The organism is Glutamicibacter sp. AOP5-A2-18 (assembly GCF_052446055.1).
Classification (GTDB): Bacteria; Actinomycetota; Actinomycetes; order Actinomycetales; family Micrococcaceae; genus Glutamicibacter.
The window spans coordinates 2,400,992-2,414,221 of sequence record NZ_JBQSVW010000001.1 but is presented as its reverse complement, the minus strand read 5'-3'; the positions used below and the strand labels follow the sequence as shown (position 1 = coordinate 2,414,221).

The 13,230-nt window shown below is 56.3% G+C and carries 17 protein-coding genes; 13 read left to right on the top strand and 4 right to left on the bottom strand.

Annotation, left to right across the window (positions count from 1 at the left end; all coding sequences use genetic code 11):
* Nucleotides 1–27: 27 nt before the first annotated feature.
* The 6 genes from ACT3RW_RS11610 to ACT3RW_RS11585 all read left to right on the top strand — a co-directional run bounded on the left by ACT3RW_RS11610 (nucleotide 28) and on the right by ACT3RW_RS11585 (nucleotide 3,701).
* The gene (locus ACT3RW_RS11610) at nucleotides 28–1,194 is read left to right on the top strand and encodes a low temperature requirement protein A (RefSeq protein ID WP_444613859.1); all 1,167 of its coding nucleotides are present in this window, start codon (nucleotides 28–30) and stop codon (nucleotides 1,192–1,194) included.
* A gap of 434 nt (nucleotides 1,195–1,628) precedes the next feature.
* A complete protein-coding gene (locus ACT3RW_RS11605; protein WP_444613858.1) occupies nucleotides 1,629–2,015 on the top strand; it encodes a VOC family protein in 387 nt (128 codons plus the stop codon).
* 103 nt (nucleotides 2,016–2,118) lie between these two features.
* Nucleotides 2,119–2,649, top strand: a complete 531-nt coding sequence (locus tag ACT3RW_RS11600; protein ID WP_444613857.1) for a GNAT family N-acetyltransferase — start codon at nucleotides 2,119–2,121, stop codon at nucleotides 2,647–2,649.
* Between the two features lie 104 nt (nucleotides 2,650–2,753).
* A complete protein-coding gene (locus ACT3RW_RS11595) occupies nucleotides 2,754–2,909 on the top strand; it encodes a type II toxin-antitoxin system RelE/ParE family toxin (protein WP_012397794.1) in 156 nt (51 codons plus the stop codon).
* Nucleotides 2,884–3,210: a HigA family addiction module antitoxin gene (locus ACT3RW_RS11590; RefSeq protein ID WP_012397795.1), complete on the top strand. Its 327-nt coding sequence runs from the start codon at nucleotides 2,884–2,886 to the stop codon at nucleotides 3,208–3,210. The genes ACT3RW_RS11595 and ACT3RW_RS11590 overlap by 26 nt, the downstream gene beginning before the upstream one ends.
* Nucleotides 3,207–3,701 carry a GNAT family N-acetyltransferase gene (locus ACT3RW_RS11585; protein WP_012397796.1) on the top strand — a complete coding sequence of 165 codons (495 nt, stop codon included), beginning with the start codon at nucleotides 3,207–3,209 and terminating at the stop codon, nucleotides 3,699–3,701. Before ACT3RW_RS11590 ends, ACT3RW_RS11585 begins: the two co-directional genes overlap by 4 nt.
* Nucleotides 3,702–3,905: 204 nt before the next feature.
* On the opposite strand, the gene ACT3RW_RS11580 is transcribed toward ACT3RW_RS11585, so the two are convergent.
* From ACT3RW_RS11580 to ACT3RW_RS11570, 3 genes are all read right to left on the bottom strand, one after another.
* Nucleotides 3,906–6,197: an AAA family ATPase gene (locus ACT3RW_RS11580; protein WP_444613856.1), complete on the bottom strand. Its 2,292-nt coding sequence runs from the start codon at nucleotides 6,195–6,197 to the stop codon at nucleotides 3,906–3,908.
* Nucleotides 6,198–6,725: 528 nt separating this feature from the next.
* Nucleotides 6,726–7,496: a MerR family transcriptional regulator gene (locus ACT3RW_RS11575; RefSeq protein WP_444613855.1), complete on the bottom strand. Its 771-nt coding sequence runs from the start codon at nucleotides 7,494–7,496 to the stop codon at nucleotides 6,726–6,728.
* Nucleotides 7,497–7,537: 41 nt separating this feature from the next.
* Nucleotides 7,538–8,446 carry a DUF2268 domain-containing protein gene (locus ACT3RW_RS11570; RefSeq protein WP_444613854.1) on the bottom strand — a complete coding sequence of 303 codons (909 nt, stop codon included), beginning with the start codon at nucleotides 8,444–8,446 and terminating at the stop codon, nucleotides 7,538–7,540.
* 137 nt (nucleotides 8,447–8,583) lie between these two features.
* Between ACT3RW_RS11570 and ACT3RW_RS11565 the strand changes: the two genes are divergently transcribed.
* Nucleotides 8,584–9,717: a hypothetical protein gene (locus ACT3RW_RS11565; protein ID WP_444613853.1), complete on the top strand. Its 1,134-nt coding sequence runs from the start codon at nucleotides 8,584–8,586 to the stop codon at nucleotides 9,715–9,717.
* Nucleotides 9,718–9,766: 49 nt separating this feature from the next.
* Here ACT3RW_RS11565 and ACT3RW_RS11560 read toward each other — a convergent pair whose 3' ends face one another.
* Nucleotides 9,767–10,381, bottom strand: a complete 615-nt coding sequence (locus ACT3RW_RS11560) for a DUF998 domain-containing protein (protein ID WP_444613852.1) — start codon at nucleotides 10,379–10,381, stop codon at nucleotides 9,767–9,769.
* A gap of 81 nt (nucleotides 10,382–10,462) precedes the next feature.
* Between ACT3RW_RS11560 and ACT3RW_RS11555 the strand changes: the two genes are divergently transcribed.
* The 6 genes from ACT3RW_RS11555 (at nucleotide 10,463) to ACT3RW_RS11530 (ending at nucleotide 13,144) form a co-directional block, all read left to right on the top strand.
* Nucleotides 10,463–10,888 (top strand): helix-turn-helix domain-containing protein, encoded by a 426-nt coding sequence (locus ACT3RW_RS11555; protein WP_444613851.1) that lies wholly within the window; start codon nucleotides 10,463–10,465, stop codon nucleotides 10,886–10,888.
* Nucleotides 10,885–11,409, top strand: a complete 525-nt coding sequence (locus ACT3RW_RS11550) for a DUF6578 domain-containing protein (protein ID WP_444613850.1) — start codon at nucleotides 10,885–10,887, stop codon at nucleotides 11,407–11,409. The genes ACT3RW_RS11555 and ACT3RW_RS11550 overlap by 4 nt, the downstream gene beginning before the upstream one ends.
* Nucleotides 11,396–11,698, top strand: coding sequence for a HigA family addiction module antitoxin (locus ACT3RW_RS11545; protein WP_444613849.1), 303 nt, complete (start codon nucleotides 11,396–11,398; stop codon nucleotides 11,696–11,698). The genes ACT3RW_RS11550 and ACT3RW_RS11545 overlap by 14 nt, the downstream gene beginning before the upstream one ends.
* The gene (locus ACT3RW_RS11540; RefSeq protein WP_444613848.1) at nucleotides 11,695–12,234 is read left to right on the top strand and encodes a cysteine hydrolase family protein; all 540 of its coding nucleotides are present in this window, start codon (nucleotides 11,695–11,697) and stop codon (nucleotides 12,232–12,234) included. Before ACT3RW_RS11545 ends, ACT3RW_RS11540 begins: the two co-directional genes overlap by 4 nt.
* Nucleotides 12,235–12,515: 281 nt before the next feature.
* Nucleotides 12,516–12,749, top strand: coding sequence for a type II toxin-antitoxin system ParD family antitoxin (locus ACT3RW_RS11535; protein ID WP_444613847.1), 234 nt, complete (start codon nucleotides 12,516–12,518; stop codon nucleotides 12,747–12,749).
* A 137-nt stretch (nucleotides 12,750–12,886) separates the two neighbouring features.
* A complete protein-coding gene (locus ACT3RW_RS11530; RefSeq protein WP_444613846.1) occupies nucleotides 12,887–13,144 on the top strand; it encodes a prevent-host-death family protein in 258 nt (85 codons plus the stop codon).
* Nucleotides 13,145–13,230: the final 86 nt, after the last annotated feature.

The window sequence follows — 13,230 nt, the reverse complement described above, 5'->3', positions numbered from 1 at the left end:
GACACGCATATACGAGGATCGCCAACCATGAATACCGTCCCGCTCGCCCGCACCGGGCACCGCCGATCCGAGGTTGGCCCCGTTGAGCTCTTCTTCGACCTGGTCTACGTCTTCGCCATCATCCAGCTCTCGCACCTGCTCATCGAGCACCTCTCCTGGGAGGGCGCTGCCCAGACCATCGTGGTGTTCGCCGCCGTGTGGTGGGGGTGGAACTACACCGCCTGGGCGATGAACTGGCTGGATCCGAGCCGCACCCCGGTGCAGCTGCTCTCCGGAATGCTGATGCTTGCCGCACTGGGCATGTCGATCGCCATCCCCAACGCTTTCGGCGATGGAGCATGGTTGTTCGTAGGGTGCTACCTGTTCATGGGCATACTTCGTCCAGTGTTCATGATGATCGCCTACCGCGGCCACCAGCTCGCAGCCAACTACCGCATGCTGCTGCTGTGGACCCTGCTGGCCGGCATGTTCTGGGTCCTCGGTGCGGCACTGCCCCTCGAATGGCGGCTGGGTCTCTGGTTGATCGCGGTGCTCATCGACTACGCGGCCCCGCTGGCCCACTATCGGATCCCCGGTATCGGCGCAGCCCCCATGCACCAGTGGGACACCGACGCCGAGCACCTGGCCGAGCGCAACCGTCTCGTCTTCATCATCGCCCTGGGCGAGTCCATCCTGCTCATGGGCGGCAGCATCGTCTCCCACGGGCAGCTCACCCCCGGCCTCGCTCTGAGCTTGATCGTCGGCTTCGCGTCCCTGTTCGTGCTCTGGTGGAACTACTTCGCCCTCGCTGGCCCTGATACCCACGGCGGGGACTCGTCAACTGGGGCTCTCCGATCGGCCTACGCCTATGCGCATGCTTTTATGGTCTTGGGCGCGATCCTCGTCGCCGTCTCCATCGAGCTGCGGCTCTCCCACGACCACCTCACGCCCGCAATCGTTCTCGTGACGGCCGCAGGTCCGCTCGTATACCTGGCAGGAAACCTGCTGTTCCTCCGGTCCCGATTCGGACGCCTCGCACGGTCACGATTCATCGCAGCAGCCGTGCTGGTGGGGATCATGATCGCCGCGATGCTGCTGATCGATCACCTGCCGGTGATTGCGTTGAGCGTCGCTGTACTCTCCGTGACGGCTATTCTCGCCGCCCACACCGCGTACACGACATCGAAACAGTCGGCGCTCGATAACCGGCGATGACCTGGCAACCTCTATCTGAGATCCTTCTGCGCCCGATCGCGGTGCTCAGGAGCGAGCGACGCGCTTTGCTTTTCAACTGCGATCCTCGGTCATAGCTGGCCGACCGCATCGCGGTGAGAATGCTCCTTTGCGTCGCCGGTGGCTATGCGCACCTGGTCTCGGCCGTGCACTGTACGAACGGATCAGAGCAACGCTCTGACCCGCGGGATGATTAGCGCTGGCAACTTGACTACTCATCGTCAGAGGTTGGTTTGTAGCGGAACTCGGTGGAGTTCCGCTTCAACGTCTAAGCCTTTAGCTCAAGCGCCCTCGGTTTCTTTTGAAGCCGGGGGCGTTTTTGCTTGGGGGGGGGGGGGGGGCAGCTCGCTAGTGTGCTGCACCATGAACGATCGCTGTTAGATTGATCTTGACGTCAAGATTATGAGGAGTCGGAGATGAAGCTCCACCATGTTCAGATTTCCATGCCTGCTGGTGCGGAGGATGAAGCGCGTCGCTTCTATGATCAAGCCCTCGGGCTGCAAGAGGTTCAGAAACCACCTTCCCTGCTCGGCCGGGGCGGTTGTTGGTTCCGCGCCTACGACGGTGATGACATCGTTGCTGAGATCCATCTGGGTGTCGAAAGTCCGTTCCAGCCTGCCAGCAAGGCTCACCCTGGTCTAGTCTGCGCGTCCTTGGATGAGCTGGAAGCGACGGCCGAACGTATCAAGCGAGGAAACTACGAGGTGTCGTGGACGGAGCGAGACAATTTTGAGGGGTACATCCGATTCCATGCGCGCGACGGCTTCGGCAATCGCATCGAAGTGATGACGCCGGCGCAGTGATCGAAAGATGCTGAGTTGTCGAGGATAAACCAGAAGTTAGTTTGCGTAGCTTCGTCGTCGAGTTCCGGTTCGACGACTGCCCTGACGGAGGCTTTTTGACCTGATGAGATCGAGCGAACAGGAAGTACCGTTGGAAGTACGTCGCATAACGCAGGGCCAGTGCGTAGCTCTGCAACGCATCATGGAATCGAACCCGGAGTATTCGCGCCGCGTCACGGGGACTGGGCCGACTCCCGGTGCTGCAGGTGACGTCCTGTCGGCCCTACCTCCGGGTGTGCAGAACTTGCGAAAAGTTGATCTTGGCCTGTGGGACGGTCAGGAACTCGTCGCCTTTGCTGACGTGATTCTTGGATGGCCCGCCGAGTCTGTCGCCCACATCGGGCTGCTAATGACGGACGGTACCCGTCAGGGTGAAGGCCTCGGCCGCATGATGCACGACGCCGTGATCGACTTGGTTGGTCGGACGCCAAACATTCAATCGTTGCGGTTGTCGATAGTTGATACCAATGCCGATCTCGAGGAGCCATTTTGGGCCAAGCTTGACTACGAGCCCACCGGAGAATCGGTGCCTTACGTTTCAGGAAGCGTGGAGTCGACAGCCCGCATCTGGACGCGATCGGTCGTTATCGCGTAGATATTCCGTACGTGGCGGATTGTGCTGGAGTTCCGTTTAAACGTATAGCGTTATCGGCGGACGTCGTTATAGCCTGGTCGCATCTGGCATGAGCACAACGTGAAGTGCGTCGACCGAGTGGCCCACCGGGCAATCACTTGGAACGGCTCGGCGGCGACCGCCTAGGTCAACACAGTATCCGTGTGAACAAGCAGTGGCGTATCTGTTTCGTCTGGAACGAACAAGGAGCTGAAAATGTCGAACTCGTCGACTATCACTGAGACAGAGAGTGACCTCATTGATCCGATCCACCCAGGGGAGATCCTGATGGAGGATTTCATCAAGGGCTTCGGAGCAACACCGAACAAGTTGGCTGTGTCTATCGGTGTGCCACTGCGCCGGATCAACGAGATCGTGCATGGGAAAAGAGGCATCACGGCAGACACCGCGATTCGCCTGGCGCGGTATTTCGGGACATCCGAGGAGCTCTGGATGAACTTGCAGTCGAACTATGAGCTGCGGATCGAGCGCAGGACTTTGCGTGACAAGGTCGCTGCGATCACGCCTCTGAAGGTCGCATGAGCAGCACCGAATGGATTGCTGCGCTCGACCGGCAGGTACCTGAGGACGTCGCGAGGTTGCTCGGCACGGTCCCCGAATGGTTCGCGCAGCCGGAGTCCAACGAGGAGTACATCGAAGCCGCTCGTTCCAAAGAGACATGGACAGTCCGTGACGCCGAGGGGATGGTTGTTGGCGTAACGCTGATCGATCGCCACTTTCCGCATGTCGCCGAAGTGCACCTGACCGTCGTTGACCGATCGGTCCATGGGGCCGGTGTCGGTACGGCAATGCTCAGGGCCGTCGAAGATGATGCTGTTCGCCGTGGGGTGCGGCTGTTGCAGGTGAAGACCCTGGGAGCCTCGCACCCGGATCTTGGATATGCGCGCACTCGTCACTTCTATGAACGGTGGGGCTTCCTTGCGCTAGAGGAGACTGCGCTCTGGGGCGAAGGTACCCCCTGTCTGATCATGGTGAAGCCGCTGCCTGAACCTCGCGCGACATGCACGTCCTGACAGTCTCTGCCGCGTAGAAGTCTTCGGGGGCTGCGGGCAGAAATGTGGTGCAATTTCTACCCAGAAGTTGCTCGGTACCGGAACTCGGTGGAGTTCCGCTTCAACGTCTAAATCTGCATCGACCCTGACTGTAAGAAAGCCTGGAATGATTTTTCATTCCAGGCTTTCTTATACTCGGTTGGGCGTTAGAGCAGGTTGGCACTTTCACATTCGAGCGAACAACTGATCTGGCGTCAAGAGATTTTCGCCGCCGCTTGCTGTCACCATCATGTCGAAGTGAGCTCCATGACCCTGAATATCGAAAAACTGTTTGAACAGTCTGAGAAAGTCTTTGGTACGTCCGACATCGATTGTCTGGTCTAGGTCGTCCGCGATTGTGTGCGATCCCGAGTTGGCCCAGATATGAAATTGGGAGATGATCCTCTCTTCGGCCGGTGATACAGGTTTGATCCGGTCAAAATCCTTTACGTTTCCTATCGTTTTGAAGTAACCTTCGAGGATTCGTCTGACGATGTTGAATACTCCAACCCGTACCAAATCCGACTCGTCTTCTGTTCGTGCTGCTTCGATAACCGAATGCCAGAGTAGGGCGTAGCTGCCACGGATCTTGGATTCGTTTTTGTCATCACGGACCGTGGTAAACCCGTTCAGATCCTTCACCAGCCTGAAATAGCGGCGTTCTTTCGAATTCCGTTCTGAAGTGTAAGCTGCCTCATGATGAAATTGTGTATTGTGCGTAAAGACAATGAGCTGACGAAGATTAGTAGTTCCCTTTAGGGCTAGATTTGCGGCGTCGCGGATATACGCAGCGATCATGAAAAGAGCGTCGCTGTCTAGACTAGAGATTGGATCGTCGATTACCGCCACAACATCCTCCGGTACTCCGCTTGCCACTTCGCTACCGAAGAGTGATTCCCAAAAGTAGGCGAAGCAGATAAAGGTCTTCTCGCCTTCAGAGAGAGAATCAAATGCAGGGGTGTCATCTTCACGAACTATTCGGTAGCCACCGTTGGATTCTCCGGCGCTACTTAGACGGAAGCGATGGAATCCCATTGCTGTGAGTAGCTTGTTGATCTTATCGGCGACATCGCTCGTGTTGGAAATAGACCTTTGAAGTTCGTCTAATTTCGTGTTTGCCAGGCTATCCTCCTGTTCGCTTTCCAAAATTTTGGTCCGGAGCCCGGTGATGACCTTTTGCTTTCTTGATTCAAACCCGTTGAACTTTTTTATCTCGATGCTTACGGCGGTGCCAGACAGGAAGGCTACCCACCCGTCGTTGACGAGTTTGGCGCGCTCGACGCCAACATTCCTAACGATCTGGTTATGTTGCTCAATCCTTTCGTTCTCAGCTTCGATGAGCTTTGCAAGTTCAGATAGAACCACATCCACATCAGAAACCGCGATCGGCTGTGTCGGATGGGCACTTCTCGCGCGAAGTTCAGAAAGGAGGAGTTTCGCGGCTTCGCGTACATGCGAGATTGCAGGGACGAAATCCTCATCAATGACTTCCGTATCCTGGCTCAACGCAATTTCTAACGCGGAGATCTCACCTTCGAGCTTTACTGCGAGAACTTTTACGGCGTCTTCAATCTTGATGGAACGTTGAAGTGCGGCATCGAAGCCACCTTCGAAATACTGAGCTAGGTCATATTCGAGATTTGAAGGTGCCTGGTTCTGACAAAACGGGCACTTGCCCTGCGCATCATCTACGTAGTCTCGGCCCTTGCTCACCCAGTCTTCGTTTTTGAGATGCTGTATAAGGTCTGCGAACTTTCCGTCTTGACCGTGTGAGCCCTTGCTGGCAACTTCAGCGACATCGCCCGCAGATATCAAATTGACAGTACTAAGTTCGGGCAGTTTCACACGTGTTTTCTTGCCCCTACTCAAACTTCGGGCGCGTGTCTTAAGGGCCTCCCAATCAACATCTAAGTCCGAAGTCGCCTTCTCGCCGAAACGTTTGCGCGCCTCGTCAAATAACTTGTCTTGACTGCTTCGATATCCCTCGAAGACTATAGGAATTAGAGATTCATCAATATTTTTGTGAGCGCTGAAGATCTCTTTGCGAGCCGCGAGCCGGCAGTTTTCTATCTCTCCAAGTAGGCCTACCGGGGCATTCTCTTCGGGGCCCGGACCAATCTCGTTGCGCCACTTGTCGCGATTTGTCGTACGATCCCTGATTTCCTTCTTCAGAACGTCGATTTGGCCATTGATCGCCGTTGAGGTTTCTCCAATGGTGAATATGCCATTGACACGCTCGGTGAGGACTCGTGATCGGTACGCTTCATTGAACACTCGAATCGGAAGCTTCGTACGTGCGACGTCCCAAGTGTCTCTTTGGTTCGCGTCGACAGGCTGACGAGCCAGCATGTTTGAGATTGTTGACTTGCCTGCACCATTCGGGGCGAAAATGAAGTTAACCTTCTTGAGACCACCGAGAAGTAGTGGCTGCGCACCGAAACAGTAGTCGGCCTGGACGGTAATTGACTCGATTTCCACATTTTCCCCTTTGGCAATATTTCCACGTCAGCCGACTTTTAAATTGAGCGAATCAGCGACTTGATACCGCGGTGCGTTACACGACACTATATAGTCCGCGACTACGGGCCGGAGCTTGTGTCGGAGTTTGTTGGCTTGTTGGGGTGCAGAATACGCGCGGCAAGGCACGAGTGCGGCGCGTTTTCTTGAGAAGCAAGTTAGTAGCCTGTTTTCACTGCTGAGGACATCGAATGAGCGCGCGATAATTTTACGTATCGGCCTGTTGCGAATGCTTCTAACTTTGGTATTCATTTTCTGGGGTGGATATTTACGAAGGCCGCGAGAAGGTGAGGTTAGTACGTGCTGGAACTGTGGAGATCCGCCTTAGCTTCTACGCTTTCTTCACTCCTACGCCCTCAGCTCCTTTTTGAAGCCGGTGCGCATTTTGTGTAGACAACTTCGAAGAATGTGGCATGGCTGTAAGGCTGCATCCTTAAAAGGGAGATGTCAGCGAACCCAGAATTTCAATCGAGCTTTAAACGAGCAGGTTCACTCTGTGGCGAGGGGACTTACCTTTCGCACGTGAAAGCGCAATGCATTTGCGGCGAACGCGGCGGCTTCGGGTGTGCCGAAGACGGTGTGAAACTCGGAGTTCGATTCATATTGGTCCGCCAAGCCACGGACCATGTCGCTAGATTTCGCCGTATCTCCAGCGTGTGTAGGAGTACCCGGGATCTCCTTGAACCATTCTAGGTGGACGGCCGCGTGTTCTTGCGCCACAGGGGAGTCCGCCTCATGTCCGTTTTCCTGGATCTCACGCCACCGAGCGACGAGGGCATCGGCACGAGTCTTCCAAGCTTGCTGTTGCTGGAAAGACTTTCCGTGCCACCACTGATTCGATGCGTCGAACGCGCCGCGGCCCCACCGCTCGACAACCTCCTGCTCGTACCGGTCGTTGAAACCTTCCAACATGACATCCATGCGAGGTTCGCGGCCCTGGCGACGCATGGACAAAGTGTGCTCCACTGCATTGATACGTCGGTTCAGGGCATCGTGTTCTCTAGCGAGAAACTCCAAGTGCTCGGTCAGCGCTTGGACTTCCACCTCAGTTGTTGCGGGCGCATCCAGCACGTCTGCGATGTCACCTAGCGACATACCTGTTTGTCGTAGCATCAAGATTCGTTGCAGCCGGGAGACCGCGAGAGACCCGTAGTACCGGTAGCCGTTGGACCCGACTCGGTCTGGTTTGAGTAGCCCGATCTGGTGGTAGTGGCGCAGAGTTCGCCCGCTGATACCTGCGCGTTCTGCGAGTTGTTGCACGGTCCACTCCACGGATTACCTCCAGCTTGTTGACGTCGTTCTCATTGTTCCCGATTGAGGCGCAAACCCAGTCGAGGCAACGCGACACGTAGAACCTCATCCAGGGGAGTGCCGATGCTCTGAGCCGCGGTGGTTCCTGTCGAATCGAGATATGCCTGTACAAGTCTTGCGCCGGCGGCATAGCCCGCACCTGTGGGCAGGCCTACTGGGTCTGCGCCTAAAAGGCGAGCTGTCGCGTCACCATGCACCCACGCGGTGAAGTTTTGCATTCCTGTGATGTGCAGGCCAGACACAACTTTCGCGAGGACTTCGTCATCGGAATAAGTACTCGCGCTGACAAAGTGCGTGTACCCGCTGTCGCCGAACATCTCTGCTGCGAACACGTCTGCCAGTCCTTCAGAGATCACCTGTTCGCCAACGGTGACGGTCAACGGATCCCACATGATTCCGTCGGGCGAATACCGCACATTATGGTGAAGCTCGTGAACCACAATCGCTTCGAGTCGTTTTAGAACCTGAGGAGTTGGCCAGATGGTGATGGTGATGTATCCGCTAATGCCACCGAATGCTGACAGACCCTGAACTTCGTCGATGAAGTGCTTGTTCTCGGGATTGCCTAGGATGAGGAGCACCTTCAGGTCGGGCACCTCGATGCCAAGGTTGGCCGAACGCAAGGCCGCGGCTCCTGACTTGAGTGCCTTGGTGATGCGGTTCCAGACGTCTGCTTCGATGAGGCGCTCGAGACCCTCTCGGATCGGTTCGGTTGCACCGTCCCAGTCGAAGCCGAAATTTTGGCGGTGTACGTTGGCCATGTCCACGCCGCCGGGAATGAAGTGGTACATCCCAGCCATAGGCGCCCACATCTCACGGATTAGATCGGTCCGCTGGGAGGGTGTCGTTGCGAGTACTTGGCGCATGCTTGACGCGCTGTCAATCACTGAAATAGTCATAGCAATAGACGGTAAACCTTGACGTAACGACAAGGTCAAACTTGGGAAGTGGTGCGATGCTTTCAGAGGTTGACATGTAACCGAAGGCGGTGGAGTTTAGGAATAACGACTAGCGTACTTTCCTCTGGAGGTTTTTGGTGGCTGAATGGTGGCAGAGTTTCTCAGCGAAATGGACCTGGGACGACCCGATGACTCTCATGGGTCTGGTCACCCTCTTGGCCACTGCTCTGATCCCTTTTTTCATATGGCGGCTAGGAGTCAAGCAATCGAATCGCGCCAGCGAATTGAACGAGCTGCAAACTGCAACACTCGCGCGTCAAGAGCGGATCGCCAATCGTCAGCGACGCGATACGTTGCTTGTTATCGTGGACCAGTCCACTGACCCTACGCATTTGGGTCTCTTATGGCGAGAAGTTGGCGAGTACCAAGGTGACGATAAGGACCTCCTTCTCTCCACCTTTCGTGCGAACATCGCCCTTGCGTTGCCCGGAACATCCAACGGGGTGAGGGTCCGTGACGACTTAGACGAGCTCGTCGTTCGCCATTATGTTGACGGGCTTGAGCGCAGATATGCGGACGGCACTCGCGGATTCCATCCGTATCCTGGACTACTCGATTTTTTAGAGACCACGGTGAATCAAGGGATCAAGATTGAGACAACGAAAATCGTCGCCCTTGTTACTGGGGGCACCGCTGAGAATCAGCGTGCAGGCCACAGTTTTTACCGAGAACTGGTGATTGCCCTCCCCGAGGTGGCGGGTGGTCTGCTGTATTCGGTCGAGCGAATAGACTCCCGACGTTCGGGCGGTCTCAAGCTGAATGTTTTGACTGGTACTCTCCTTGCAGTTTATGACGTGGCGATTGGGCGTTCGAATGAGCATGCGGGTGCGAGCGAAGTGATAAGGAATACCGTTCCTGTGGCACTTGCTACTTTGCTTCATCGCGACAATCTACGTACGTTCGACCAATGGTCTAGAGAAGGGTCGACTGAGCCTGTTAGCGCCACGGTCGCATGGCTCATCGGGGTGGTCGGATGGCTTTCCGACACGGACGACCACCAAGCAATGCGAATGATTCAGAACCTTGCTGCAGCTATCGAGTCGGTTCCAGCGGCAGACAGGAGTTGGGGGATCGACGACCGGGACGTACGTCGGGGTTTCGAATGGATTAGGCAAAATCAGCCGAAATTGTGGGAAATTTACGGAGAGGGCTTGGAATCGGCCGCCACGAGTATAGGACCTTGGAAGCAGGCCTCCGACCAGGGCCCTTGATCTAACCAGAAGGCCGTCGACAGTCGATACTGGATGCGGGGTGCGGACCCTAGGCGGCTACCAATCCCTGAACGGCAAGGTCAACACTGGCAATCAGCGGTGCGAGGGTGACAACAAGAATGAAGGCGCGTTCGGCGATGCCGAAGGTGCATCGACGCAGGGGTGGCAGCACGAGTGAAACGACGAGTGCCGCCAGCGCGATGCCCGCAGCATAGTCGAGCAGACCAAGCACATGGTCCTGCGGATCGCCCACGAGCTGACCTAGGGGCTCGATGGTCGTGTACGCAAGGGTGAACCAAGCGATCGCAAAGAGCAAGTGCACGCGTCCGCGCAGTGTTGCTGGGGAACCAGCCCTGTCGGTGGGGACCAAAGGCATCACGGCCAACAGCAGGCCGAGCACCAAGAGCCAGGCTCCGAGACCCTGTGCCGCATGGCCGGGTGCTGAGCGCAGCAAGACCGCCGAGCCCAAGGCCATCCAGGCTGCGGCCGCCGCCCACGATGCGATGGCGGCAATAAAGCGAGTTCTCCGTGCTTCACCTACGGCATAGTCGCTGACCGGGTCGCGCACGGGGTGGACGCCGCCCGGCAGAAAATGCAGAAGAAACAGCAGGCAGAGCCGGGCAGAGAACAACACTGCAGCGAAAACGAAGAGCGGGCTGGCCATGGAGAACCTTTCGGAAGACGACGGGAACTGGGGTAGCTCAAACTCTAAAGATTCAAGTAGCTTTAAGGTCAAGGGGGACCAATGAGAATAAGCGAAGTCGCGCGCCTGACCGGACTCGCGCCATCAGCAATCCGCTACTACGAAGAGCACGACATGTTCAGCCCCGGCCAGGTTGTACGGACATCGAACCGCTACCGGGACTACACGCAAGATGCCTTGCGTCGCCTCGAACTGGTGCAGGCGGGACGGGACGCAGGATTTTCGCTGGCCGAGATGAAAAGCCGGATGCGTAATTGGGATGCTCTGCCAGACGATCAACGGGTCGAGATCTTGGTGGCGCAATTGGAGGTCATCGATGAGCGCATACAACGGCTCGCCCAGAGCCGCCGGACAGTTAACGAGGCGCTTCAGACGCTGAATGCGCTCCTAGATGCACCCAGAGGGCCCGTTGAAAGTGGCGCACCCATGGCCCTGAAAAAATCGTCGACTCCGATGCCGGCGCCATGATGTACGAGCGTTACTACACCAGTGCATGGGAATGGGAGTGCTGCGGCGGCCCGCTTCGAGTCGGTGATGCCGCTGAGCTGGAAGTGCAGTACGACTCCGACTATGCCGAGTCCATGCGCTCCGAACTTGCCAATGAGTTGCCGGAGCCGCTGACCGGAGTCGAGAGTCACCATGATGACGAAAGCGTTGTTCAAAATGGACGGATAGTTGCACTGGATGCTGTCATTGCAGACGCCAAGTGGGTGGTGACACCTCGGGCCACGCGGGCCACGCGGATGCAGCCTTTGGGAGACGGATCATTTGCTAGCTTCGGCAACACCGCACCCGGTCAGGCCGAGGGGGAGAATATGAAAGGAACTAGTCGCCTCGTTCCAGTTTCGGTGCTTCCGGATGAGGCTGCAGTACCGGAGGGTGCTGGGCCGGATCTCACCGTCTTTGGCGAACAGATCAGTCCGGAGCTCACCGGGTTTGTAATCACCATTGAGGTTTTTGAGGAAAGGCAGATCAGTGACTATCACTGACAAGATCGAACCGATCCACCCAGGGGAGATCCTCTTGGAGGATTTCATGATGGGCTTTGGGATCACGCAGAACAAGCTCGCGGTGTCGATCGGGGTACCCTCGCGGCGCATTACCGAGAGTGTCCACGGCAAGCGGGGAAGCACTGCGGACACGGCGTTACGGCTGGCGAAGTACTTCAGCATCGCGCCGCAGTTCTGGCTGAACCTGCAGGCACAGTACGAACTGGAGATCGCAGAGGATCGAATATCCGAGCAGATCTCCGCGATCACACCGTTGGAGGTCGGATGAGCACGGCATTACGACGAACAGCTCTGGTAATAATCGACATGCAGCAGGGCGTCGTGCCAGGTTGCTTCGATGCAGATGGTGTTGTTCAACGCACTGCGACACTAGTGGCGCGAGCTCGTGCCGAGTCGGTCCCAGTCGTATGGGTAATGCATGATCCTGTGGGGGTCGGGACCGCCGATTGGGATCTAGTCTCCCCACTGGCATGGCGCGATGACGAGGCTGTTGTGTGCAAGCAATATCGTGACTCGTTTGCAGAAACAGATCTCAAGGAGACACTCGAACGGCTTGGCGTAACGCGGCTCGTGGTGGCTGGTGCGCAATCAGATTACTGCATTCGTACAACAACGCAGCGCGCGGCAATCGAGGGTTTTGACGTCACTCTTGTTAGTGACGCGCATACCACCGAAGATTCAGCGTGGAATGGCGTCGCAGTGACCGGCGAGCAGATCGTGGCGCACACAAATATGTACTTCTCAGGTCTGCGCTATCCCGGACAACTGTTCACTGTTGATACTCACTCAAACGTCGAGTTTTAGGTGATCGTTAGTCGGTACAGCGCATGTCGCCCACCCACAGGCGACTCCATGCTGAGAATCGGGGGAGTCTGTCTCAACGTCCAAGCCTTAGAACAGCTCCTGTCATTGCTGCCGGCGACTAATCGTGCATCTTGTGCAGTGATAAAATTACTAGCATCATGATCAGCCCGTTGCCGAAAGGCGCGGGCTGATTTTCTATCTGTAGGTGCGTGCGTACCATCGACGGAACGTTCCCGGCGATGTCCTGTCCCGTATTACCGATCCTTAGTGTTATTGGATGTATGGCTCAGAACACATCGATCAGCCTGGGTGATCATTTCGCAGACTTTATTTCCCGTGAAGTTGAGAGCGGAAAGTACGGGTCAGTCAGTGTGGTCGTCCGTGCTGGGCTCTGTCTATTGGAGGATCAAGAAAGGCATCTGGCGACGCTAAGATCGACTCTCATCGCTGGAGAAAGCAGTGGTGCGCCGGAAATGTTTGATTTCGAGGCGCTTATCGCTTCGAAGATGTCATAAAAAGCATTCGTTCCACATCGGTCGCGCGGTAAGAGATTTAGTTAATCTGGGGCTTCATACGGGCGCGCTGAGATGAAGATCAAGCTGAGCGCTTTATCTGCGGTCCGTCTCTTGAGGATAAGTCGTACGATAGATGCATGATTTCAGCGACTCCTTCTCAGTTCCGTAGCCAGTCGAGCGACTACATCGCCGCTACGCAGCATGAGCCTGTCGAAATCATCTCCCGTCGTGCAGGTCGTGCTGTCCTCGTGTCACCCGAATTTTTCGACCGTGCAATGCAGGCGTTGGAGGACCAAGCTGATGTTCGTGCAGTGGCAGAGGCGCGCGACGAGCCGCGGATTCCATTCGAAGATCTGGTTGAAGAGCTTAGGCAACTGTCTCGTAGCTCGAGGTAATTCCTGCGAGAAGTTTAGCCTTATTAAGCTCCGCCGTATTGAAGCCAAATGCTGTGAAGGCCGCTGCGATTTGTTCTCGGATTTCT

Bases quoted from the DNA above. Each gene is read 5' to 3' on its own strand.
- ACT3RW_RS11555 (WP_444613851.1), top strand. From the start codon at position 10,463: ATGAGAATAAGCGAAGTCGCGCGCCTGACCGGACTCGCGCCATCAGCA.
- ACT3RW_RS11590 (WP_012397795.1), top strand. From the start codon at position 2,884: ATGTCGAACTCGTCGACTATCACTGAGACAGAGAGTGACCTCATTGAT.
- ACT3RW_RS11560 (WP_444613852.1), bottom strand. From the start codon at position 10,381: ATGGCCAGCCCGCTCTTCGTTTTCGCTGCAGTGTTGTTCTCTGCCCGG.
- ACT3RW_RS11585 (WP_012397796.1), top strand. From the start codon at position 3,207: ATGAGCAGCACCGAATGGATTGCTGCGCTCGACCGGCAGGTACCTGAG.
- ACT3RW_RS11550 (WP_444613850.1), top strand. From the start codon at position 10,885: ATGATGTACGAGCGTTACTACACCAGTGCATGGGAATGGGAGTGCTGC.
- ACT3RW_RS11600 (WP_444613857.1), top strand. From the start codon at position 2,119: ATGAGATCGAGCGAACAGGAAGTACCGTTGGAAGTACGTCGCATAACG.
- ACT3RW_RS11570 (WP_444613854.1), bottom strand. From the start codon at position 8,446: ATGACTATTTCAGTGATTGACAGCGCGTCAAGCATGCGCCAAGTACTC.
- ACT3RW_RS11540 (WP_444613848.1), top strand. From the start codon at position 11,695: ATGAGCACGGCATTACGACGAACAGCTCTGGTAATAATCGACATGCAG.
- ACT3RW_RS11605 (WP_444613858.1), top strand. From the start codon at position 1,629: ATGAAGCTCCACCATGTTCAGATTTCCATGCCTGCTGGTGCGGAGGAT.
- ACT3RW_RS11610 (WP_444613859.1), top strand. From the start codon at position 28: ATGAATACCGTCCCGCTCGCCCGCACCGGGCACCGCCGATCCGAGGTT.
- ACT3RW_RS11535 (WP_444613847.1), top strand. From the start codon at position 12,516: ATGGCTCAGAACACATCGATCAGCCTGGGTGATCATTTCGCAGACTTT.
- ACT3RW_RS11530 (WP_444613846.1), top strand. From the start codon at position 12,887: ATGATTTCAGCGACTCCTTCTCAGTTCCGTAGCCAGTCGAGCGACTAC.